The sequence below is a fragment of the Bradyrhizobium sp. TM102 genome, from assembly GCF_009176685.1.
In the GTDB taxonomy this organism is placed as follows: domain Bacteria; phylum Pseudomonadota; class Alphaproteobacteria; order Rhizobiales; family Xanthobacteraceae; genus Bradyrhizobium; species Bradyrhizobium ottawaense.
Genome location: NZ_AP021855.1, coordinates 4563194 through 4585619, shown reverse-complemented (window position 1 = coordinate 4585619; position 22426 = coordinate 4563194). Strand labels below are relative to the sequence as shown.

22 protein-coding genes and 1 pseudogene are annotated in these 22426 nt (G+C 65.7%); 6 read left to right on the top strand and 17 right to left on the bottom strand.

Annotated elements, in window-relative coordinates; genetic code table 11:
* Positions 1 to 204 precede the first annotated feature (204 nt).
* Complete coding sequence (locus GDN70_RS21900) at positions 205 to 870, bottom strand: BA14K family protein (protein WP_152103026.1); 666 nt, start codon at positions 868 to 870, stop codon at positions 205 to 207.
* A gap of 243 nt (positions 871 to 1113) precedes the next feature.
* Here GDN70_RS21900 and GDN70_RS21895 point away from each other — a divergent pair, with 243 nt between their 5' ends.
* Positions 1114 to 1521 (top strand): NADH:ubiquinone oxidoreductase subunit NDUFA12, encoded by a 408-nt coding sequence (locus GDN70_RS21895; RefSeq protein WP_028144863.1) that lies wholly within the window; start codon positions 1114 to 1116, stop codon positions 1519 to 1521.
* A 501-nt stretch (positions 1522 to 2022) separates the two neighbouring features.
* Here the strand turns inward: GDN70_RS21895 and GDN70_RS21890 are convergent.
* Positions 2023 to 2709 (bottom strand): DJ-1/PfpI family protein, encoded by a 687-nt coding sequence (locus tag GDN70_RS21890; protein ID WP_028144862.1) that lies wholly within the window; start codon positions 2707 to 2709, stop codon positions 2023 to 2025.
* Positions 2710 to 2804: 95 nt separating this feature from the next.
* Here GDN70_RS21890 and GDN70_RS21885 point away from each other — a divergent pair, with 95 nt between their 5' ends.
* Positions 2805 to 3743, top strand: coding sequence for a GlxA family transcriptional regulator (locus GDN70_RS21885; protein WP_152103025.1), 939 nt, complete (start codon positions 2805 to 2807; stop codon positions 3741 to 3743).
* Here GDN70_RS21885 and GDN70_RS21880 read toward each other — a convergent pair.
* The 4 genes and pseudogenes from GDN70_RS21880 to GDN70_RS21865 all read right to left on the bottom strand — a co-directional run bounded on the left by GDN70_RS21880 (position 3740) and on the right by GDN70_RS21865 (position 6476).
* The gene (locus tag GDN70_RS21880) at positions 3740 to 4738 is read right to left on the bottom strand and encodes a Na+-dependent transporter (protein ID WP_152103024.1); all 999 of its coding nucleotides are present in this window, start codon (positions 4736 to 4738) and stop codon (positions 3740 to 3742) included. The genes GDN70_RS21885 and GDN70_RS21880 overlap by 4 nt on opposite strands.
* 37 nt (positions 4739 to 4775) lie before the next feature.
* Positions 4776 to 5186, bottom strand: coding sequence for a type II toxin-antitoxin system VapC family toxin (locus tag GDN70_RS21875; RefSeq protein WP_028144859.1), 411 nt, complete (start codon positions 5184 to 5186; stop codon positions 4776 to 4778).
* The gene (locus GDN70_RS21870) at positions 5186 to 5443 is read right to left on the bottom strand and encodes a type II toxin-antitoxin system Phd/YefM family antitoxin (protein ID WP_028144858.1); all 258 of its coding nucleotides are present in this window, start codon (positions 5441 to 5443) and stop codon (positions 5186 to 5188) included. Before GDN70_RS21870 ends, GDN70_RS21875 begins: the two co-directional genes overlap by 1 nt.
* 87 nt (positions 5444 to 5530) lie before the next feature.
* Positions 5531 to 6476, bottom strand: a pseudogene (locus tag GDN70_RS21865) (alpha/beta hydrolase).
* A 206-nt stretch (positions 6477 to 6682) separates the two neighbouring features.
* On the opposite strand from GDN70_RS21865, the gene GDN70_RS21860 reads away from it, so the two are divergent.
* Entirely contained in the window at positions 6683 to 7714 is a 1032-nt protein-coding gene (locus tag GDN70_RS21860) for a DUF2155 domain-containing protein (protein ID WP_173015849.1), read from the top strand.
* Positions 7715 to 7754: 40 nt separating this feature from the next.
* Here GDN70_RS21860 and aat read toward each other — a convergent pair whose 3' ends face one another.
* From aat to GDN70_RS21810, 10 genes are all read right to left on the bottom strand, one after another.
* Entirely contained in the window at positions 7755 to 8435 is a 681-nt protein-coding gene (gene aat, locus GDN70_RS21855) for a leucyl/phenylalanyl-tRNA--protein transferase (RefSeq protein ID WP_028144855.1), read from the bottom strand.
* Between the two features lie 60 nt (positions 8436 to 8495).
* Positions 8496 to 9599, bottom strand: coding sequence for a sensor histidine kinase (locus GDN70_RS21850; protein ID WP_028144854.1), 1104 nt, complete (start codon positions 9597 to 9599; stop codon positions 8496 to 8498).
* Positions 9596 to 10036, bottom strand: coding sequence for a response regulator (locus tag GDN70_RS21845; RefSeq protein ID WP_018323001.1), 441 nt, complete (start codon positions 10034 to 10036; stop codon positions 9596 to 9598). Before GDN70_RS21845 ends, GDN70_RS21850 begins: the two co-directional genes overlap by 4 nt.
* Complete coding sequence (locus tag GDN70_RS21840; RefSeq protein WP_095424247.1) at positions 10033 to 11559, bottom strand: CHASE3 domain-containing protein; 1527 nt, start codon at positions 11557 to 11559, stop codon at positions 10033 to 10035. The genes GDN70_RS21845 and GDN70_RS21840 overlap by 4 nt, the downstream gene beginning before the upstream one ends.
* A 105-nt stretch (positions 11560 to 11664) precedes the next feature.
* Positions 11665 to 13023, bottom strand: coding sequence for an acetyl-CoA carboxylase biotin carboxylase subunit (gene accC / locus GDN70_RS21835; protein ID WP_095424246.1), 1359 nt, complete (start codon positions 13021 to 13023; stop codon positions 11665 to 11667).
* Positions 13024 to 13104: 81 nt separating this feature from the next.
* On the bottom strand, positions 13105 to 13593 hold the full coding sequence (accB, locus tag GDN70_RS21830; protein ID WP_028144851.1) for an acetyl-CoA carboxylase biotin carboxyl carrier protein: 489 nt from the start codon (positions 13591 to 13593) through the stop codon (positions 13105 to 13107).
* A gap of 38 nt (positions 13594 to 13631) precedes the next feature.
* Positions 13632 to 14099 carry a type II 3-dehydroquinate dehydratase gene (gene aroQ / locus GDN70_RS21825; protein ID WP_028144850.1) on the bottom strand — a complete coding sequence of 156 codons (468 nt, stop codon included), beginning with the start codon at positions 14097 to 14099 and terminating at the stop codon, positions 13632 to 13634.
* 258 nt (positions 14100 to 14357) lie between these two features.
* Positions 14358 to 15146 (bottom strand): DUF1236 domain-containing protein, encoded by a 789-nt coding sequence (locus tag GDN70_RS21820; protein ID WP_028144849.1) that lies wholly within the window; start codon positions 15144 to 15146, stop codon positions 14358 to 14360.
* A gap of 202 nt (positions 15147 to 15348) precedes the next feature.
* Entirely contained in the window at positions 15349 to 16116 is a 768-nt protein-coding gene (locus GDN70_RS21815; RefSeq protein ID WP_028144848.1) for a DsbA family protein, read from the bottom strand.
* A 98-nt stretch (positions 16117 to 16214) separates the two neighbouring features.
* Entirely contained in the window at positions 16215 to 17615 is a 1401-nt protein-coding gene (locus tag GDN70_RS21810; protein ID WP_028144847.1) for a M48 family metalloprotease, read from the bottom strand.
* A gap of 175 nt (positions 17616 to 17790) precedes the next feature.
* On the opposite strand from GDN70_RS21810, the gene GDN70_RS21805 reads away from it, so the two are divergent.
* The 3 genes from GDN70_RS21805 (at position 17791) to GDN70_RS21795 (ending at position 21042) form a co-directional block, all read left to right on the top strand.
* On the top strand, positions 17791 to 18978 hold the full coding sequence (locus GDN70_RS21805) for a pyridoxal phosphate-dependent aminotransferase (protein ID WP_152103022.1): 1188 nt from the start codon (positions 17791 to 17793) through the stop codon (positions 18976 to 18978).
* 87 nt (positions 18979 to 19065) lie between these two features.
* Complete coding sequence (locus tag GDN70_RS21800) at positions 19066 to 19623, top strand: biotin transporter BioY (protein ID WP_152103723.1); 558 nt, start codon at positions 19066 to 19068, stop codon at positions 19621 to 19623.
* Positions 19624 to 19707: 84 nt separating this feature from the next.
* A complete protein-coding gene (locus GDN70_RS21795) occupies positions 19708 to 21042 on the top strand; it encodes a dicarboxylate/amino acid:cation symporter (protein ID WP_028144844.1) in 1335 nt (444 codons plus the stop codon).
* An 85-nt stretch (positions 21043 to 21127) separates the two neighbouring features.
* Here the strand turns inward: GDN70_RS21795 and GDN70_RS21790 are convergent, their stop codons facing one another.
* Positions 21128 to 22360, bottom strand: coding sequence for an FAD-binding oxidoreductase (locus tag GDN70_RS21790; RefSeq protein ID WP_152103021.1), 1233 nt, complete (start codon positions 22358 to 22360; stop codon positions 21128 to 21130).
* Positions 22361 to 22426 lie beyond the last annotated feature (66 nt).

Here is a 22426-nt window from a genome sequence, read left to right as displayed (position 1 = left end):
GAGGCCGAACGCGATCGGCAAGACAACAATCGGACACCGGTCAAGACAACGGCGCGCCCGCGACGGGCCATGGCCGCTTCATCCCTCGGCAGGGCGTCCCGGGAGTGACTGGCGAAACTGCACCGGCTCGCAGAACAGACAAGGGCGGCGCCGGCCATCACCGGTGCCGCCCATGGGTTTGTTGTATCGATTGTTCAGGCCGTCTTACGGGCAGGGATGCCGCTGGCCGTCATAACCGAGATAGGTGCCCGAAGCCGGGTCGTATGATTTGTAGCGCTGCGCGCAATAGGCCGGGTCGCCGCCGCTATCCGGGACCACCGCCACGGACGGCTCATCATAGTAGCTGTCGCCATAGTAGTAGGGGTCATCGTAATAGCCGCCGCCGTAATAGGCATACGAGCCGAGGCCACCGATCGCCGCACCGGCCGCGAAGCCCGGCCAGAAGCCGCCGCGACGATGATGATGATGCCAGCCTCCGCCGCTCCAGTTGCCGCCGCGGCCTTGCCAGGTGCCGCCGTTGGCGGCTGCAAAGTTGCGGCTGACGCCACCGGTGAAGGACGTGCCGCCGCTCGGACGTACCGCTGGGCCGGCCGCGAAGTTGCCGCCACCTCCCTGCAACGCGGGGCCGCCGCCAATTCGTGCTCCGCCACCGAAGCCGCCGCCGCCCATGCGCGCGCCGCCGCCACCACCGAAGTGAGCGCCGCCGCCACCGCCACCGCCGATGTGAGCACCACCACCACCACCGCCGACGTGGCCGCCACCACCGCCGCCACGGCCACCGCCGCCCGGCCCCTGTGCAAAGCTCGGTGAGGTCATGGGTAGAACGAGCGCCAGCGCTGCGGCGGCACTCAAAACTTTCAGACTTTTCATGATAAAACTCCTTTCCCGGAAGCAAACCCTATGAAAGGGCTGGGGTTCCTGGGATCACGCCGGTTTGCGCGTGAACGGAGCCTCGCTCTCAATGGCTGTACCCGGCATGAACGGATCGCGTCCGATTTGCGGCAGCGTTCCTGGCGAGCCCGGCGCATTTGCCGAGGGCACCGCCGTCCCGCCGAACTGGACATTTCGCCGCCCGGATGGCATCAGGACCCGACGAAGCAGGGCCCTTGCCGCATGAAACAATTCTTCCTCAAGTTCTTCACCTGGTGGAATGGCCAGACTTTTGGCACCCAGCTCTGGACCAAGCGGTACGGGGAGCTGGTCGGCCAGGACGAGCAGGGCAATCTCTACTATCGCACCCGCGGCGGGGCGGTCGATCCGACGCTAGGTTTCGAGCGGCGCTGGGTGGTCTATAACGGCTATGCGGAAGCCAGCCGGATCCCCCCGTCCTGGCACGGCTGGATTCATCACGTCGTCGATGTGCCGCCGACCGAGGCCAACTATCAGCCGCGCGAATGGGAAAAGCCGCACCAGCCGAATCTCACCGGCACGGCAAAGGCCTATCGGCCCTCGGGCTCGACGCTGGCTAGCGGCAAGCGTCCGAAGGCGACCGGCGACTATCAGCCCTGGACGCCTGGCTAGGCTCTCCGTCCTCCATCGACTCTCGATCGTTCGGTTGGATGCACGCGCATCCGCCTCACCCTGCTGTGGACAACGGGAACAGCGGGGATGGCGTCTGCGCGGACATTGCGGCCAGGCAAGCCATGCGGCTCAATGATCCCATCTTACGGAGATGGGAGACCATCGCGTTCGGTTCGGGCAACAGTTCGCGACTGTCCCGAGATGCAGCGGCCGCCGAGTAAGGACTCGATCGGGAGATAGGCCCCCGGTCTGGAAGTTCCGAAATCGCCCGATGGAATGTGCAGCCGCCGTAAGACAGGAAAGGCCGCTCGGGAAACCGAGCGGCCTTTTTCTGTTGGGACCAGCACGACGGTCACTGCCCCGGGTGCTGCCCGGCACGAAGTGATGCGCTGCAGAGCCGGGGCCTATGCAACAGCGATCCGCGTGGCTTCCTGGGTCCCGGCTCTGCGCAGCAGCGTTGCTCGCTGCAGCGCGTCCGGGACACGCGAGCATCGGCCCGCGCTAGTTCACCCGCTCCGCCGCACGCTTGACCGCTTCCAGGCGCCGCGCCTGGTTTTGCGCGCCGCGCTCTCTCAGCAAGGCCAAGACTTCAGCGGGCGCCGTGTCGGGCGAGCCCGAATTGAAGGGCGGGGCGGGGTTGTATTCCATCTGGAGCTGGATTGCTTCCGCCGTGGTGCGATCGACCATGAGGGAGACCAGCGTCAGCGCGAAATCGATTCCCGCGGTGACGCCGCCGCCGGTGATGCGATTGCGGTCGACGCAGACGCGTGTCTTGGTCGGCATGGCGCCGAACTGGCCGAGCATCTCGATCGCGCTCCAATGGGTGGCGGCGCGGTAGCCCTTCAACAGGCCGGCGGCGCCGAGCGCCAGCGATCCCGTGCAGACCGAGGTCACGTATTTTGCGCCTTCGGCCTGCTTGCGCAGGAAATCCAGCACCTCTTCATCGTTGAGCAAGTCGTTGGTGCCGCCGCCGCCGGGAACGCAGATCACGTCGAGCTGCGGGCAGTCGGCGAACGTCGTGGTCGGTGTCAGCGTCAGCACGGAATCGCTCGGCACGGGCTCGATCCGCTTCCAGATCAGGTGCAGCTTGGCGCCGGGCACCATGGAGAACACCTGCAGGGGACCGGTGAAGTCGAGCTGGGTGACGCGCGGAAATACCAGAAGACCGATCTGGAGCGGTGACGACATCGGCAGGTCCTCCAAAGATGAGCTTGACGCGCGAAGACTGGCATGGTGCGGTTGTGTCTGAAATGGCGTAATTCCCTCTATTTCGGACATACCCTATGATCGGCATCCTGATCTTCCCGGATTTCCAGCTGCTCGATGCGGCCGGCCCGATCTCGGTGTTCGAGGTCGCGGCGCGCTGCACCGGCAAGACGCTTGCGCTGCGCGTGCTGGCCGCGAGCGCGGGACTGGTGCGCAGCTCGTCGGGCGTCGAGATGATGGCGCGTGATTTCAAGTCGGCGAATGCGATCACGACGCTGGTGATCGCGGGCGGCGCGGGCGTTGCGGATGCCGCGCGCTGCGAGGTCACGCGCGCCTTCGTGCAACGGCTGGCGCGGCGCGGCGTGCGCGTGGCGAGCGTCTGCTCGGGCGCCTATGTGCTGGCCGAGGCGGGGCTGCTCGACGGCCGCCGCGCCACCACGCATTGGGGGCGGACGCGCGATTTCGTCGCGCGCTATCCGAAGGTGAAGTTCGAGCCGGACCAGATCTTCACCCGCGACGGCAATGTCTGGACGTCGGCAGGAATTACGGCGGGCATCGATCTGGCGCTCGCGATGGTCACCGAGGACCATGGCGAGGAGATCGCGCAGGCAGCCGCGCGGCAGCTCGTGCTCTACCATCGCCGCAGCGGCGGGCAGTCGCAGTTCTCCTCCCTGCTGGAGCTGAAGACGCCGAACGGCCGCTTTGGCGCGCTGTTGTCCTGGGCGCGCGAAAATCTCGAGGCGCCGCTGACGGTGGAGGACCTCGCCGATCGCGCCGGCATGAGCGCACGGCATTTCGCCCGCGCGTTCGCCGCCGAGACCGGCGCGACGCCGTCGAAAGCGATCGAGCGGCTGCGGCTCGAAGTCGCGCGCGAGCGCGTGCAGTCCTCGCGCGAGGCGATCGAGCTGGTCGCTGAGGCGACCGGCTTCGGCGATCCCGAGCGCATGCGGCGCGCCTTCATCCGCGCCTTCGGCCAGCCGCCGCAGGCGCTGCGGCGCGCGGCGAGGGCGGGTTAGGGGGTGCTTGTCGCAGCAGAGCTGGAGGTGTTCGCGCGTACCGTCAGGCGCCGCGCGATCGGCATCAGCATGTAAGGCGCAAGGTGAATCGGAAACTGCGTCATCGCGAAATAGAGCCAGGTGGTGGGCGGTAATGCGCCGGCAGTAGCCGCCAGCATCAGGCCGAGATTGCGCTGTGACACCATCAGCCCAAGCGCCAGCGCGCGCTCATAGCCGATGCGGCGGAATAGCAGCGTGGTGATCGCGAGCAGGGTGAAATAGATCGCGAACGAGAGAGCTGCGAGGCCGAGGGTGAACAGCGGCTGTGCGAGAAGGTCGCTGACGACATCGCCCATGATCGCAGCAGCGAAGATGAAGAGGATGATGATGTTGAGGCCGTCGATCGGCGCCTTGTGACGCTGGATCGCCGCCGCGCCGAAGAGCCATCTGATGGCGGTCGCCGCCAGCAGCGATGCTGCGAGGATGCCAAGCAGTTTCAGGCCCAGCGTCAACGGCGTGACGCTGAGCATGTTGCCGAGGAAGAGGCCGGCGAATAGCGAGGCCGTGAAGGGCACCAGCGCGGTCGAGGTCACCAGCGTGATCAGCACGAGCGTGGCATCGAGACCCATCAGTGCGGCCAGGGCCGGGGAGGCCATCATCGGCGAGGCCATGCTCTGGAGCATCAGTGCGAGCGAAAGCCCGGGGGCGCGAGCCGTGAGCCCGGTTGCGTGGGCGATCAATCCGACGATCAGCGGCACGCCGATCGTGGTCCAGGCCGTGGCGGTTGCAACCAGCGCCGGCCGGCGCAAATGGCCGTAGAGGGCGGCCAGATCGACCCGCATGAAGGAGATGCAGAGCAGGCACAGGATCGCCTCGGTCAGATAGGGACGCAGCAGCGCGCCGAGCGGTGGCACCGCAGCCGCGATGAAGACGACAGCGGCGACTCCGCGCGTGCCCTGGCTGCCGAGCCATGTCAGGCCGCGCATGGGGAGGGCATGTAGGAGAGCAGGGTGCATTTTGGCGTCCGGGAGAGCAACTCGAGAGCTTGGCTGGCTACTTGCCTTCAAATGGATTTACGACGCGAACTCCCGTAGGCTCAAAGTCCGAGACATTGCGCGTCACGACAGTAAGTCCATGCTCGAGCGCGGTGGCGGCAATCATGAGATCTGCGCTGTCATTGCCGAGCGCGGCGCTGAGAGCTCCCCAGCGACGCGCGGTCTGGAGGTCAAACGGCAAGACCTGTGTGCCGTAGAGAGCGAGAACGCGATCCAGCCAGGTGGCGAGCGCATCGGCAAAGCTCGGATCTGCAGCGCGCTGACGTTCGATTCCGCGTTCGATTTCGCCGATGCTGACGACGCTGAGGAAAAGATCTGCCGTTCGCTGCCGCTCCATCCAGGCGACCACCGACGGGTTGCGTCTGGTCCGACGCAGCTCGGACAGCGTGACGGTGTCGAGCAGAAACATCAGAGGCCGATGTCACGATCCGCGACACGCGCGCGCGGAAATTCCCCGTCGTCTTGCGGCATTTCAAGAAGCAGATCGGTCAGAGAGGGCGCCCGAGCGCGTTGCAGCTCCTGCAAGCGTTCAAACTCTGCGGCATTCAAGATCACCACAGCGGGTTTGCCATGCCGTGTCACCGTTTGCGGTGCGCGCTGCGCCGCATGAACCACCTCGCTGAAGCGGTTTTTTGCATCCTGCACCGACCAGACTCGCTTGGTCATACTCAGACTTTCTAGCTAGAAATTCTGGCTAGAATATGCGCCTCCTGGCGGCTCTGGTCAAGGACGAAGCCAATGCTCGCGGCGTTGCTATCCCAATCCCTTCAGCCACGCGCTGATCTCGCCGACGGCGACATTGGCCTGCTGCAACAGCTTGCCCATGGTGAAGAAGCCATGGAATTGGCCGGGATAGTGCTTGTACGTGACGGATATGCCGGCCTGCTTCAGCCGCTCGGCATATTCGTCGCCTTCGTCGCGCAGCGGGTCGGCGCCGGCGGTCAGCACATAGGCCGGCGGCAGGCCGGCAAGGTCTTGCGCACGTGCCGGTGAAGCGCGCCAGTCATGGATGTCGGCGGCGCCATTGAGGTAGTGGTCGCGAAACCAGCGGATCACCGAATGCGTCAGCAGCACGCTGGTCTCGGGCTCGCCGTGGGAGCCGTGCGTCATGGCGAAATCGGTCGCGGGGTAGATCAGCACCTGGCCCGCGAGTGCGGGGCCGCCAGCTTCACGCGCGGCGAGCGCAACGACCGCGGCGAGATTGCCGCCGGCGCTGTCGCCGCCGATCGACAGGCGCGAGGCGTCGATGCCGAGCTCGCGCGCGTTCGCGGCGACCCATCGGGTCGCGGCGATAGCGTCCTCGGTGGCCGCGGGAAACTTGTGCTCGGGCGCGAGGCGGTAGTCGACCGAGATCACGATCAGCGCGCCGGCGTGGGCCAACTGGCGGCAGACGACGTCGTGGGAATCGAGATCGCCGATCACCCAGCCGCCGCCGTGGAAGAACATCAGCGCCGGCGATAGGCCGTCGTGCCGGCGCGGCTCCTTCGGCACGTAGAGGCGGGCGGGGATCACCCCGTGCGGCGCCGGGATCGATAGCGGCGTGGCGCGCGCGAGCTCAGGCGGCTCGGGGTTGGTGGCAAAGCGCGCCTGAGCATAATAGGCGCGCGCTTCCGGCGCTGTCAGTCTCGTAGGCGGGGCGGCCGGCCTCCTGGAAAGCCTTGTAGACGGCGGCGGCATCGGGATCGAGCACAACGGGCATGGAGGGGGGCACCTCGGGGGTTCCGGTTATCGTTGAATGTCATTTTCGGGCGATGCCCGCCTCGCGCCCCTGGGAGGGCTTTCCGACTATCCCACCGGTCGGCCGCCCTGGCCAGCGGACGGCGGGCAGGGCAGGGATGCCGCCCTTCCCCCGCCGTATTCCCCGTGTTAACCGGAGGGCCTGCGAGCGGCGGTATCCCCTGTAGAATGTCCAACAAGCCCGATTCGCTGTTGAAGCCGCGCGAGATGTTTCGAACCATTACCCTGACAGGTCTTGCGGCGCTTTTGGCCGCCACCGCGCTGACGGCTGCGACGCCGGCTCAGGCGCAGATCGGCACGATCTTTTCCGATCCGCCGCCGCTGCGCCCGCCCGGCAACATTCCACGCGGCCAGCCCCAGCCGCAGCAGATCCCCGACGACGACGAAGAGGTGCCGGAGCTGCCGCCGCAGGGCCGCGTGCTGCCGTCGCGCCCGATGCCGCCGCCGCCGGGCCGGCAGGGCAACGTGATGCCAGGGCCGGTCGAGACCCAGCCGCTGGCGCCGCCGCCGGGCTCCACCGTCGCTCCGCCGAACCAGCCGCCGCCTGTGGCGGTCGCGCCGCCGGGCGCCGGCCAGCCGGGTGCGCCGGGTCGCCAGCCGCAGCAAAAGGGCGGGCCGGGTGGCGCCGTGCCGCAGACCCCGGCAAGCCTGCAGCCGGGCGACGAGGTTGTCACCGAGCCGCCGGCCCAGAAGATCGTGAACAAGAAGGCGACTTTCTCGGGGCTCGACAAGATCACCGGGCGCATCATCAATTTCGACGAGGAGATCGGCGAGACCGTCCAGTTCGGCGCGCTCAGGGTCAAGACCGACGCCTGCTACACGCGGCCGGCGACCGAGGCCACCAACACCGACGCCTTCGTCGAAGTCGACGAGATCACCTTGCAGGGCGAGGTGAAGCGGATCTTCTCGGGCTGGATGTACGCGGCAAGCCCGGGCCTGCACGGCGTCGAGCACCCGATCTACGACATCTGGCTCACCGACTGCAAAGAGCCGCAGCAGACCATTGCGACCGCAGCGCCGGATCCCGCGACCAAGCCCGCACCTCCGCCGCCGCCCGCGCAGAAGAAGGCCGCGCCGAAGCAGGTGCAGCAGCGTCCGCCGCAGCCTCTGCCGCCGATCCAGCAGCAGCAACCGGCACCGCCGCCTCCGCCGCCGGAGCAGCGGCCGGGTCTGTTCGGTATCCCGGGGTTTGGCCGCTAGGCCAAATCCCCCGGGGTTCGGCCGCTAAGCCTGCTATCGATTATTGCCGCGCGGCGATGATCTCGAGCGCGCGTGCGCCCGGGATCGCCTCACCCGCAGAGAGCTTCAGGAAATCGCCGGGCTCGCCCGCAAGCGCCTTGTCGAGCAGCGCGGTGTAGCGCCGCCGCGAGATCTCGGCCGCGCCAAAGCTCTTCAGATGTTCGGTGACATATTGGGTGTCGAGCAGCTCGAAGCCGCCATGGATGAGCCGCGCGACGAGATGGACCAGAGCGACCTTGGAGGCATCGCGCGCGGTGTGGAACATGCTCTCGCCGAAGAAGGCCCGTCCGAGGCTGACGCCGTACAGCCCGCCGACGAGGTCCTCGCCCTGCCAGGCCTCGACACTGTGGCAATGGCCGAGCTCGTACAGGCCGCCATAGAGGTCACGGATGCGCTTGTTGATCCAGGTGTCCTCGCGTCCGGCCTGCGGCGCGGCGCAGCCGGCGATCGTCGCCTTGAATGCGGTGTTGACGGTTACGCGAAACACATCCGAGCGGACGGTGCGCGCGAGCCGCGAGGCGACACGAAATCCATCGAGGGGGATGACGCCACGCAGCTCCGGCTCGACCCAGAACAGGGTCGGATCTTCGGCGCTCTCGGCCATCGGAAAGATGCCGCAGGCATAGGCGCGCAGCAGCACGGCCGGTGTGATTTCAGACGGGGCGGAGTCGCGCGAAGTCATGGTTCGCAACCATAGCAGGATCGCGACGCGGTTGCGATGGGGGTGAGCAGGGCAGCGAGATCAGCTCGCGGCGGCGGTGCTGGTCCTGCCGGGGGCTGCCGGCATGCGCGCGAATTTCAGCACGATCCGGGTTCCGGAATGGGCGGGATCGCGCTCGACCGTGGCGTCGAGCTTGGAGGCCATGGCCGCGACGATGCGCTGGCCCATGCCGGTGGAGCGCGGATCGGCCTTGACGTTGTCACCGACGCCGTCGTCGGTGATCGACAGCAGGACATCGTCGCCCTGCGCGTGCAGCTCGACATGGATCGGGCCGGCGCCGTCGGGATAGGCGTATTTCACCGCGTTCATCACCAGCTCGTTGACGATGATGCCGACGGCGACCGCGCGGTCGGGATCGATCTCGATCGGCTCGGCCTTCAGCGTCAGGCGCGACATCCGGTTGCCTTCGGCCGAGCGGCGGAGATCCTCGAGCAGCGAGTCCAGATACTGGTTCAGGACCACGCTCTTCAGATCCTGCGAGGTGTAGAGGCGGCGGTGCACCTGCGCGACCGCGGCGACGCGGCCCATCGCATTGGTCAGTGCCGCCTTGACCTCGTCCTGCGCGGCGGAGCTTGCCTGGAGGTGCAGCAGCGAGGCGATGATCTGGAGCGAGTTGCCGACGCGGTGGTTGACCTCGCGCAGCAGCAGCTCGCGTTCGGCGGCAAGGGCGGCGTAGCGGTCGCGCGAGGCATGGATCTCGGCCTCGGCTTCCTCGCGTGCCTTCTGCAATTCGGCCTGGCGCAGCGCGCCCTCGGTTGCGACGTGGAGCAGGGGGATGAAATCGCCCGTGACGTCCTTGACGAGATAATCGGCCGCGCCGGCCTTCAGCGCGGTGACGGCGATGCTGGAATCCTGCGAGGCCGTGACGAACACCACGGGCGGCGCACCCGGGATCGCCATGATCTGCTCCAGCGTCTCCAGCCCGTCGAGGCCGGGCATGTACTGGTCGAGCGCCACCACGTCGATGCCGCCCTCGACCGCGGCGCGGCGGATGCGCTCCAGGCCTTCCTCGCCGCTCGCGGCGTGGACGACCCTGTAGCCGCGCCGCGTCAGGCCGCGATCGACCAGGCGCGCCAGCGCACTATCGTCGTCGATGTAGAGCAGTGTTGGCGTGCGCTGGCTCATGGGGCGGCGGGAGGGACCTGGATGACCGAGAAGAACAGGCCAAGCTGCCGGATGGCATTGGCGAAATTCTCGTAGTTGACGGGCTTGGTGATGTAGACGTTGCAGCCGAGCTCGTAGCAACGCTTGATTTCCTGGGAATCGTCGGTGGTGGTAAGCACCACCACGGGCGAAGCCTTCAGATATTTGTTTTCCTTGATCTGCCTCAGGATGTCGATCCCGGTCATGTCGGGCAGGTTGAGGTCGAGCAGGATCAGCAGCGCGTTGCCCTTCTGCACGAGCCCGCTGCCGTCGGCGCCGAACAGATGCTGCATCGCGTCCGTGCCGTTGGGAAACGAGACGATCTCGTTATTGACCCCCGAGCGGCGGATGTTGCGCTCGATCAGGCGGGCGTGGCCCTCGTCGTCCTCGATCATGATGATGGTGACAGGCTGGGTCATCGATCTGCGTTCCGGTTGCTCACATTCCAGGCGATCGGCAGCGTGATCGTGAAGGTGCTGCCCGCGTCCAGTTCCGATGATACCGACATGGTGCCGCCGAGGCGACGCACAAGTGCACGCACATGCGCAAGACCAATGCCCTGGCCGGGCTTGTCCTGGGTTCCCGCGCGGCGGAACAGGTCGAATATCCGCTGATGATCCTTCGGATCGATGCCGCGGCCATTGTCGCTGATCTCGAAGATAGCGTAGCCGAGTTTGGTCCGCCCGCGAATTCTGATTTCGCCGGGCACCCCGCGCTTCAGGTACTTGATCGCATTGTCGATCAGATTGGAGAAGATCTGCTCGAGTGCGAGCCGGTCGCTGACGATGTCAGGCAGGGGCTCGAGGTGAATCTGGGCCTGTGCCTCGGCGGCCTGGTGCGCCAACGTCGACACGATGGCCTCGATCAGCTCGCTGGTGTCGATCTTCACCGGCTGGAATTCGCGTCGGCCCTCGCGGGTGAGGTTGAGGATGGCCGAAATCAGCCGGTCCATCTTGGCGATCGACGTCTTGATGAAGCCGAGCGCTTCGGAAAAATCCTCCGAGAGCTGCTTGTCGGCGCCTTCGAGCACGATCTCGCCGGGCGCGCCAGGCGCCAGCGGCGGCCCGCCGGCGGGGACTTGGGTGAGGCTGCCGAGGCGGCGGAAGACATCGCCGCTGAGCTCTTCGAGCTCGCTGGTGAAGCCCATGATGTTGACGAGCGGCGAGCGCAGATCGTGGCTGACGATATAGGCAAAGCGCTGGATCTCTGCGTTGGCCTCGCGCAGGTCCGCGGTGCGCTCGTCGACGACGGACTCCAGATTGACGTTGGCATCGCGCAGGCGCGCTTCGGCCTCGTCACGGGCGCGGGCCGAGCGCCGCACCAGCCAGGTCGAGATCAGGGCCAGCAGCACGACGAGGCCGGAGCCGATGCCGGTCATCGATGCAGCCAGGGTCTGACTCCGGTCGGAGTTGGCGGTTCGGACCCGGAACAGCCGCTCCTCCTCGCGGATCATCGCGTTGGCCAAGTTGGTGATCGTCGTCGTGGTGTTGCCGGCCGCGGCCTCGCGGATCAGCGCTGTGGCCCTGTCCGGTTGGCCCTCCTTCACGAACTTCATCTCGCGCGAAAACTGGTCGAGCCGGGTCGCAATCGCCGCACTCAGCTTCTCGATGCTGTCGCGTTGCGCCGGATTGTCGCCGATCTGGCGCGTGAGCTTATCGAGTGCCGGAATGATCGCTGCGACGGCCTTCTCGTGGTCCGACTGGAAATCCGGTCCCTGCGTCAGGAGAAAGCCGCGGGCGCTGCTCTCGGCGCGGCGGATTTCGAGCAGCAGGGCGTTGATTTGGCTCTCCGCCTCGATGGTGTGAAGCACCCATTTGCTGTCGTCCCGCGCCTTGTTGACGAGGTAGACCGAGCCGGCGCTGATCACAGTCAGAATCAGGAGGCCCGCCGAGATCAGCAGGATCTGCCAAAATGCGCGCCGTCGTTGGGCCTCGGCCGTCACGACGGCCTCGCTCTGTCACGTTCAGCGGAAGTCAAAACGCCCCCTTGGAACTGTCCCCGCGTCGAGAACGCGATAAGGCCCAAAGGGTTCCACGACGAAAGTGATTTATCGCGGGGCGGGTTCCGTCTTGCCGGCCAGATACTGTTCCAGCCAGTGGATGTGATAATCGCCGTTGATGATGTCGTCTTCACGCACCAGCGCGCGGAACAGCGGCAGCGTGGTCTCGATGCCTTCCACCACCATCTCGTCCAGCGCCCGGCGTAGCCGCATCAGGCATTCGGCGCGGGTCTTGCCGTGCACGATGAGCTTGCCGACCAGGGAATCGTAATAGGGCGGGATCGTGTAGCCCTGGTAGACCGCGGAATCGATGCGGACGCCGAGTCCACCGGGCGGATGGTATTGCAGTATGCGGCCGGGCGAGGGCCGGAAGGTCTGGGGATTTTCGGCGTTGATGCGGCACTCGATCGCATGGCCGATGACCTGGACCTCTTCCTGCCTTGCCGGCAAATCGCCGCCCGCGGCGATGCGGATCTGCTCCAGCACGAGGTCGATGTCGGTGATGCTCTCGGTGACGGGATGCTCGACCTGGATGCGGGTGTTCATCTCGATGAAGTAGAACTCGCCGTCCTCGAACAGGAACTCGATGGTGCCGACGCCGAGATATTTCATCTCGCGCATCGCCTTGGCGCAGGTCTCGCCGATCTTGGCGCGCGCGGCGGCGGCAAGGACAGGCGAGGGGCCTTCTTCCCAGACCTTCTGGTGGCGGCGTTGCAGCGAGCAGTCACGCTCGCCGAGATGGATCGCGCCGCCGCGGCCGTCGCCGAGAATCTGGATTTCGATGTGACGCGGCTTCTGGAGGTATTTCTCCAGATAGACCGAGGCATCGCCGAAGGCGGATTTGGCCTCGTTGGCCGCCGTCGACAGCGCCACCTGGAGGTCGGCCTCGCTATGCGCCACCTTCATGCCGCGGCCGCCGCCGCCTGCCGCCGCCTTCACCAGCACCGGGAAGCCGATCTTCCTGGCGATCGCCAGCGCGTCGTCATCGGGACCGACCGCACCGTCGGAGCCGGGCACCACGGGGATGCCGAGCTTCTTGGCGGTCTTCTTTGCCTCGATCTTGTCGCCCATCAGGCGGATGTGCTCGGCCTTGGGGCCGATGAAATGCAGATTGTGCTCGGCGAGGATCTCCGCAAAGCGGGCATTCTCGGACAGGAAGCCGTAACCGGGATGCACGGCATCGGCCCCGGTGATCTCGCAGGCCGCGAGCAACGCGGGCACGTTGAGATAGCTGTCCTTGGATGCCGGCGGTCCGATGCAGACGCTTTCGTCCGACAGGCGCACATGCATGGCATCGGCGTCGGCGGTGGAGTGCACGGCGACGGTGGCGATGCCGAGCTCCTTGCAGGCCCTGAGGATGCGAAGGGCAATCTCGCCGCGATTGGCTATGAGGATCTTGTCGAACATGGTGCCTCAGGGGGCGAACGGGGAATAGCGATTGGCGAACAGGGAAGAGTAACTATTCGCTCCTCGCTATTCGCCAGTCCCTCACTCAATGATGACGAGCGGCTCGCCGTACTCGACCGGCTGACCGTCCTCGACCAGGATCTGCGTCACCGTGCCGGCGCGCGGCGAGGGGATCTGGTTCATGGTCTTCATGGCTTCGATGATCAGCAGGGTCTGTCCGACCGAGACCTTGCTGCCGACCTCGATGAACGGCTTGGCGCCGGGCTCCGGTGCCCAATAGGCGGTGCCGACCATCGGCGAGCTGACAGCGCCAGGATGCTTCGACAGGTCGGGACCGGCGGCGGCAGGCACGGCGGAGGCGACCGGCAGGGCGGCGGGGGCGGCTGCCATCTGCATCGGCATGGTCGCAGCAACGCTGACGTTGCGGGCGACGCGCAGGCGCAGGCCCGCACGTTCGATCTCGATCTCGGTGAGGCTGGTCTCATCGAGCAGCAAAGCAAGCTCGCGGATGAGCGCGGAATCCTCGCTGGAAAACTTTGCGGCTGCTTTGTCGTCTGGCTGGCGCGCCATGTTCTTTGATCCGAATGTTCTGTTTGATGAAGGGGGCTTCAGGCTTTGGGCTTGATGGCAAGCTTGGCGGCAAGGCCCTGGATGGCGAGGCGATAGCCCTCGATGCCGAAACCGCAGAGCGAGGCGAAAGCCGCGCGTGCGGTGTAGGAGTGGTGACGAAAGCTCTCGCGGGCGTGGATGTTGGTCACATGCACTTCGACCGTCGGGATCTGCACCGCGAGCAGCGCGTCGTGCAGCGCGATCGAGGTGTGCGAATAGCCACCTGCATTGACGATGATACCCTTCATCTTGCGCGCATGCGCCTCGTGGATGAAGTCGATCAACTCGCCCTCGCGGTTTGACTGCCGGCAATCGGCCTTGAGGCCGTACGTTGCCGCGGTCTCCCGGCACAGTGCCTCGACGTCGGCCAGCGTGGCGTGGCCGTACTTCTCGGGCTCGCGGGTCCCCAACATGTTGAGGTTCGGCCCGTTGAGGACGAGGATCGTATCGGTTGCAGGTTCTGCCATTCCAATCCCGGGAAGAGGTGCTCGGCGTGGCGGGGTTATAGGTAACAAAGCGGCCTAGGGGAAGCCTTGAAGGGCCTCCCAAGGGGCTTCAGGTAGCTCATCCCCGGTGCAAAAACCTGTGCGGAAGCTACGGAAATTGCTTGTTAACCAGTTCTAATCGTGGCTGCCGGAGGGAGGCTCGCAGGGGAGGGCGTCGCATAGGCCAAAGGCCCCTGCCGATCTCTCGGCAAGGGCCCATTTGGGCTTCAGCGAAGCAGCTTAGCCTTCGATGATGTAGACGATTTCGCGCGTCTGCGGACGGACGATCACGTACTGACCGCGGACGAAAATCACCTCATAGCCACGCCACTCCGGGTAGATCTCCACGATCCGGGGCGGAAGCGGATGGACTCGGACGGAGGCCGGGATCGCGGTGCCGACCGAGATGTTGAAGTTGACGTTCGTCGTCTCTTCGATCTTGGTCGACTTGATCGCCGTCGAGATCTCAGTCCGCTTTTCGGCCGGCGGCGCGGAAGCCGTCGCGGAGGCGGTGCCGGTCGTGGTCTGGGACTTGTCGGTCGTAGCCGCATTATTGGTCTTGGCGGCGCCGCCGGCCTTGTTGTCCTCGGCCTTCATGTCCTTGGCAGACTTGGCGGGGTCAGACTTCGTCGTCGAATCCGAGCTCATGCTCTTCGACTTGTCCTGCTGGGACTTGTCCTGCGCGCGTTCGTCAGTGCGCTGGCCCTTGGTGGCGCCGGCCTTGTCCTCGGCCGCGTTCTTGTTCATCGCGCCGCCCGGGCGCTCGTCCTTCATCGCGCCGGGTTTGTCCTCGGAAGACCGATCGGACTTCATGGTGCCAGCGCCACCGGCCTGGCCGACGGTGCCCTTGTCATGGCTCATGGAATCGCGGCCCGTCGAGCCGCGCTCGGCGGCGCCGCCGGAGGGCTGCGAGTGCTGCATCTGCTGCGAGCCAGCGCCGCTGTCACGGCCCTTGTCTTGTGCGTTCGCCAGACCGGCGCCCGCGACCAGGGCGACTGCGGCGACAGAAATCATAAAGCGGTTCAACATCGAATTCTCCTCACGTGTTTCTTTGCGTCATTGCCCGTGCGCCGACAACGAAAGGAGATTTGAGTTGTTCCGGAACTTCGCCTGTTCCGCGGCATTTGTTTGTTGAATGCCAGATGAATGACTTTGCACGAACGTTCGGCGCAAGAGAAAGGCCGGCTTGCCAGCCGGCCTTTTCGGGGTTTCAGGATCGTAAAACGTATGATCAGCAGGTTGCCTTGCCGCAGCGGGCAATGCCGATCTTTTCCTTGAGGCCTTCGACGCCGACGGCGCCAATCACGATCTGCTTGCCGATGACATAGCTCGGCGTGCCGTTCATGCCCATCGCTTCGGCGAGCTTGAAGTTCTCCTCGATGGTGGCGCGCACCTCGGGGCTGGCGAGGTCCTTTTCGATTTTGGCGGTGTCGAGGCCGGCTTCCTTGGCGGCTTGAAGCGCGCGCGCCTTGTCGGCAGCGCCGCGGCCGCCGAGCAGCTTCTGGTGGAAGTCGAGATATTTCTTGCCGGAGGGGTCCTGCATGCGCACGGCGACCGCGACCTGCGCCGCCTCGACCGAGCCCTGGCTCAGCACCGGAAATTCCTTCAGCACCACCTTCAGCTTCGGATCGGCCTTCATGAGGGTGAGCATGTCGTCCATCGCGCGCTTGCAGTAGCCGCAATTGTAATCGAAGAACTCGACGAAGGTGACGTCGCCGTCCTTGTTGCCGAGCACGACCTGGCGCGGGGAGTTGAAGATCGCGTCCGCATTCTGCGCGATGCTGGCCTCGTGCTTCTGCGTCTCGGCCGCGGCCTGCCGCTTGCTGAGCTCGGCCATCGCCTCCTCGAGCACCTCGGGATGGCTGATGAGATAGTTCTTGATGATATTCTCGATGTCGGTGCGCTGGGTGTCGGAGAAACTGTCGGCCGACGCGGGCACGGCTGCGCCGAACAGGGCGAGCGCAAACAACGCGGGAGCAATCAGGCGCAGCGAAGGCATAGGCAAATCCTCTTCTCCAAAGCAGGTTTCGGAATACGTCCCGGCGGACTTAAGCTCGGTGTCGTGACGTCGTGGTATCGGGCGTCGCTCGAGTTGCGTCAGTTGCGCGGCGGCTTCGCCGCCACGATGTCGTCGGCCTTGACCCATCCGGGCGTGCCGACGGCGAAACGGGTTTTCGCGCGCGTAGCGAGCTCGCGGGCGGTCTTGTTGTCGCCGCGCAGGTAAGCGGCTTGCGCCGAGGCGAGATCCGCTTCGGCATAGTCGCCCTTCCGGCCATAGGCCATCGCGAGCTGGGTATAGCCGAGCACCGCCTCGGGTTCTCGCGCCACCGCGGCGCGGAGAATCCGAACGGCGTCGTCGGTGTAGGTCTTATTATCGGTTCCAACCAGAGCCTGCCCAAGTAACATCTCGATGAGGGGCGCGTTGTTGGAAAGCTGTGCGGCCTTGCGCAGCGGAGCGATCGCCTCGGCGGCCTTGCCGCTCTCCAACAGGGCCTGGCCGCGCACCTCGTAGAAGTACGGATTGTTGGGCTGGACCTGGATCAGCGCGTCGATCTGGGCCAGCGCACTGCGCAGATCGCCGTGCAGATAGGTGCTGATGGCGCGGGCATAGCGCGCCGGCATGCTGTCGTTGGTCTGGGGATAGCGGCGGTACACAGTCTCCGGCCGCTCCATGAACGCGGAGATCTTGGCGCGAACCATGTCGTGGCGGAGCTGCAGCGCGGGATCGTCCTTCTTGTTCCAGTAGGGGCTGGAGCTGGCGAATTCCTGAAGCGCGGCGACGCGCTCGGCCGGCATCGGGTGCGACTGGAGATAGGGATCGGCGCCGCGCGCGGCGAACAGGCTCTCACTGGTGAAGCGCTTGAAGGTCTCGTACATGCCCTTCGGCGATTGCTGGGTCGCGGTCAGGAATTTCACGCCGGCGCGGTCGGCGTTCTCCTCTTGCTGGCGCTGATAGGACAGCAGCGTCCGGCGGATCACCTCCTGGGGAGCCGAGATCGCGGCGGCGCCGGCATTGGCGAGCCCGTTGTTGCCTGCGCTGCTGCGCTGGGTGCTGCCTGCGGCGATCGCGCCTGCGCCGAGCAGCATCGCGATGATCATCTGGGTCTGGGCGGCGGCGAGCTGTTCGCGCAGCTTGGACAGATGGCCACCGGCCAGATGCCCGGTCTCGTGCGCGAGCACGCCGATGATCTGGTTCGGGGTCTCCGATTGAAGGATCGCGCCGTAATTGACGAAGATGCGGCGGCCGTCGGCGACGAACGCGTTGAACGAGCCGTCGTTGAGGATCACCATCTGGATGTTCTGCTTCTCCAGACCCGCGGCGCGCAGGATCGGGCGCGTATATTCGCGCAGCAGTTGCTCGGTCTCGGTGTCGCGCAAGACCGGCGGCCCCTTCTGCTGCGCCCGCGCCGCCGGGAGCGGCAGCAGCGCGATCGCCGCAGCCGTAACGAGGGCGGTGAGGGCGGAGGCCTTCTTGCGCAATGCGATCTGGAGAAACATCAAACGGTCTGGAGAGCAGTTTCGTGATTGGTTTTGGCGATTGGCGGCGGACCGGATACGCGATATGCCCTTGTGAGCGTTACCCTTATGAGCCGTACAATGCGGCCAGTCTGGGGCGCAAGCGCCCCGTTCCCGGGCCGGACGCTCCGGCCCGCCAGCGAAATAGCAGAAATCGATGCACGATGCGACATTGAGGAACCGGTTGGGGCAGTGGCTCGAGCCCTCCCGCCGCAGCGATGTTCCCCCGTTCATGGTGATGGACGTCATGGCCGCGGCGGCCCGAATCGAGGCCGCCGGCGGCCATGTCGTCCATATGGAGGTCGGCCAGCCCGCGGCGGGGGCGCCCGGCACCGCGATTGCGGCCGCCCACGCGGCGCTCGAGGCCGGGCGGATCGATTATACCTCCGCGCTCGGCATTCCCAGTCTGCGCGAGCGCATCGCGCGCCATTATCGCGATGCCTATGGCTGTGCCATCAGCCCTGACAGGATCGTGGTGACCACCGGCTCCTCCGGCGGGTTCATCCTGGCCTTCCTGTCGATGTTCGAGCCTGGCGACCGCGTCGCCGTGACGGTGCCGGGCTATCCGCCTTATCGCCATATCCTCACTGCGCTCGGTTGCGAGCCGGTGCTGATCGAGACCACGAACGAGACGCGCCATGCGCTCACCGGCGAGGCATTGCTCGCGGCGCATCGCAAGGCGCCGCTGAAGGGCGTGCTGGTCGGCAGCCCCGCCAATCCGACGGGGACGATGATGTCCCGCGAAGCGCTCGCCGGCTTGATGGCGGCCGCCGAAGATGCCGGCATCCGGTTCATCTCGGACGAGATTTATCACGGGCTTGATTATGCGTTTCCAGCGGTCACCGCGGCCGCGCTGTCCGAGCACGCACTCGTGATCAACTCGTTCTCGAAGTATTTCTGCATGACGGGCTGGCGCGTCGGCTGGATGGTCGTGCCTGAAATTCTGGTGCGGCCGATCGAGCGGCTGCAGCAGAACCTGTCGATCTCGGTGCCGTCGCTGTCGCAGATCGCGGCAGAAGCCGCCTTCGACGGCGCGGCCGAGATGGAGGCGATCAAGCACGGCTATCAGGAAAACCGGCGGATTTTGATCGAGGGATTGCCGAAGGCGGGCCTCAGCAAATTCCTGCCCGCCGATGGTGCATTTTATCTCTATGCCGACGTCTCGGGCTTCACCTCCGACAGTTTCGAGTTCGCCAAGCAGATGCTGGAACAGGCGCGTGTCGCGGCCACGCCCGGGCTCGATTTCGATCCCGTTCACGGCCGCTCGTTCATTCGTCTTTCCTATGCGCGCTCGCCCGGGGAGATGCGAGAGGCAGTTGACCGGATCGCTCACTGGCTTAAATAGCCGCCAGTTTTCGACCACCCGGAGTTCATCTTGTCTGACCGATCTGTCCCGACCGCTGCCACACCGCATTTTCCTCTCGCCGCATTGATGTGGCCGACCCGACCGGGCGAAACCGTCGGCGCAGTGCGCGCCGTCGTGCTGGTTGCGCTTGGCACTGCGTTGATGGCGCTGTCAGCCAAGGTCAGCCTGCCGCTGCCTTATGTGCCCATGACGTTGCAGACGCTGGTGGTGCTGATGATCGGCGCCGCCTATGGCTGGTGCCTTGGGAGCGCAACCATGATCGCCTACCTCGCCGAAGGCGCGCTTGGCGCGCCGGTATTCGCCGGGCCGGTGGGTGGAATTGCACCGCTGGTTGGCCCGACTGCGGGCTATCTGTTCGGTTTCATTGCCGCCGCCTTCGTGACCGGCTGGCTCGCCGAGCGCGGCTGGGATCGCAGTGTCATGCTGCTTTTCGCAGCGATGGCCGTCGGCCATATCGTCATTCTGGCCGCCGGCTTCGGCTGGTTGGCGTTCGGCCTTGGCCTCGGCATTGCGAAGGCCTGGCAGGTCGGCATCGTGCCGTTCATTGCCGCTTCGCTGGTCAAGAACGCGCTTGGCGCGGCGTTGATGCCGGCGGCGCGCAGGCTGATCGATCGCCGCCGGTAAAACGCGCAACAGCAAGCGGTTCCAATTGACAGGGCCGGCCAAGTTGATCTTGGCTGGCCCAGTGTTTTGAGGGGGAGTGAAACGATGACGACGACAACGATGGCGGGGGCGCCGGTCGCGCCGCCCGTCGCCAAGCCGTGGTACAAGGTTCTCTACGTCCAGGTGCTGATCGCCATCGTGCTCGGCGCCATCGTCGGCTGGCTCTGGCCGACGGTTGCCACCAACGAATGGATCAAGGCGCTCGGCGACGGCTTCATCAAGCTGATCAAGATGGTGATCGCCCCGATCATCTTCTGCACCGTCGTCTCCGGCATCGCCCACATCCAGGATGCCAAGAAGGTCGGCCGCATCGGCGTCAAGGCGCTGGTCTATTTCGAGGTCGTCTCGACCTTCGCGCTGGTCATCGGTCTCATCGTCGGAAATCTCGCCAAGCCGGGTGCGGGCTTCGGCAATGCGGCGGCAAACGAGGCCGCCGTTGCAAATTACGCCAAGCAGGCCGCCGGCCAGAAGTCCGTCGACTTCGTGCTGCACATCATTCCGGACACCGTGGTCGGCGCCTTCGCGCAAGGCGAGATCCTCCAGGTGCTGCTGTTCTCGGTGCTGTTCGGCTTCGCGATCATGAGCCTCGGCGAGCGCGGCCACACCATCCGCAGCTTCATCGATGATGCCGCCCATGCCGTGTTCGGCGTCATCTCCATCGTGATGCGCGCGGCGCCGATCGGTGCGTTCGGTGCGATGGCCTACACGATCGGCAAGTTCGGCACCGGCGCTATCCTCAACCTGGTCGGGCTGATCGCCACCTTCTACCTCACTGCGGCGCTGTTCGTTTTCGTCGTGCTCGGCATCATCGCGCGCCTGGCAGGCTTCTCGATCTTCAAGTTCCTGGCCTACATCAAGGACGAATTGCTGATCGTGCTCGGCACCTCGTCCTCGGAAAGCGCGCTGCCGTCCCTTATGGAAAAGCTGGAGCGGCTCGGCTGCTCCAAGTCGGTGGTCGGACTCGTGGTGCCCACGGGGTACTCGTTCAACCTCGACGGCACCAACATCTACATGACGCTGGCGACGCTCTTCATCGCACAGGCGCTCGGCTACGATCTCAGCTTCAGCCAGCAATTGACCATCCTGGTCGTGGCGATGCTGACCTCGAAGGGCGCTTCCGGCATCACCGGTGCGGGCTTCATCACGCTGGCGGCGACGCTGGCCGTGGTCGATCCGCGCCTCGTGCCGGGCATGGCGATCGTGCTCGGCATCGACAAGTTCATGAGCGAGTGCCGCGCGCTGACCAATCTGTGCGGCAACGGCGTCGCCTGTGTGATCGTCGCCTGGTGGGAGGGTGAGCTCGACCGCGACAAGCTCAACGCCAACCTCTCCAAGCAGATCGATCCGACCGACATGGAAACGGCGATCACAACAGACTGATCAGGATCCGACGGCGCGAGCTGCGCTGTCGGACTTTGAAGTCATAGGGCTGGTCGAGATCCTCGATCAGCCCTTTTTCTTTGGGCTAGAACCGCTCCGGCCGGTACGGCGTCGGATCGATCGCGGGCGTCTCGCCGCTCATCATCTCCGCGAGCAGGCGCCCCGTCGCGGGTCCGAGGGTAAAGCCCTGGTGGCCGTGGCCGAAATTCATCCAGAGGCCGGGATGATGCGGAGCTTGCCCGAGCACCGGCAGCATGTCGGGCGTGCAGGGGCGGGTGCCGAACCACGGATCCGGCTCGACGCGCTTGCCGAGGTCGATCAGCTCGCGTGCGGATGCTTCCGCGCTGGCAAGCTGCACCGGCGTCGCGAGCGCATCCGGGCTCGTCAGCTCGGCTCCGGTGGTGATGCGAATGCCCTTGGCCATCGGCCCCATGGCATAGCCGCCGGCCTTGTCGATCAGCGGCAGGTCGAGCGACGCGCCGCCGCTGTAATGCATGTGGTAGCCGCGCTTGCGCACCAGGGGAATACGATAGCCGAATTTGTGGAGGAGATCGGGCGACCACGGCCCGAGGGTCACGACGGCGTGGGCGGCGTCGAGACGCCCCTGGTCCGTGTCGACTGACCAGCCGGTCGCGGTCTGCTGCAGCGATTGTGCATCGCCGAGCACAATGGTGCCGCCGCGGCGCTCGAACAGCTCGGCATAGGCCGTGACCAGCGCGCCGGGATCGGACACGGTCCAGGTGTCGAGCCAATGAATCGCGCCGGGAAGATCGTCGCGCAGGACCGGCTCGGCTCTCGCGAGCTCCTTGCCGGAGAGCACGCGAAAATTCACGCCGAACTCGCGCCGGTCTTCTTCCGCCGTCTTGATCGCCAGATCGAATGAAGCGGCATCGCGATGCAGCATGCGATAGCCGGCGCGGCGGATGAGATTGTCGGCATGGGCCTCGCGAATGAGGATGTCGTGCTCGCTCGTCGCGTAAGCGATCAGCCGCGCCCACGCGTCGACCGCCTCGCGATGACGCTTCGGCGCCGAATGCCACCAGTAGCGGAGCAGGGGCTCGATATGGAGATGAAGCGACGACAGGCTGTAGCGCACATCGTTGGTGCGGCCGGTCGCGATCTTCAGCAGCGTCGCAAGGTCGCGCGGCATCGGATAGGGGCGGACCGCTTCCGCTTGGATCATCCCGGCATTGCCGTAGCTGGTCTCGCGGCCCGGCTCCCTGCGGTCGACGAGCGTGACGGCCCAGCCGCGCTGCTGAAGATGCAGCGCCGCGCTCACGCCGATCATGCCGCCGCCGAGAACGATTGCGCTTTGCATTGGAACTGACCTCGCCAAATCAAAAAACGCCCGGCTTGACCCGGGCGTTTTCTCTTGAGTGTTCGG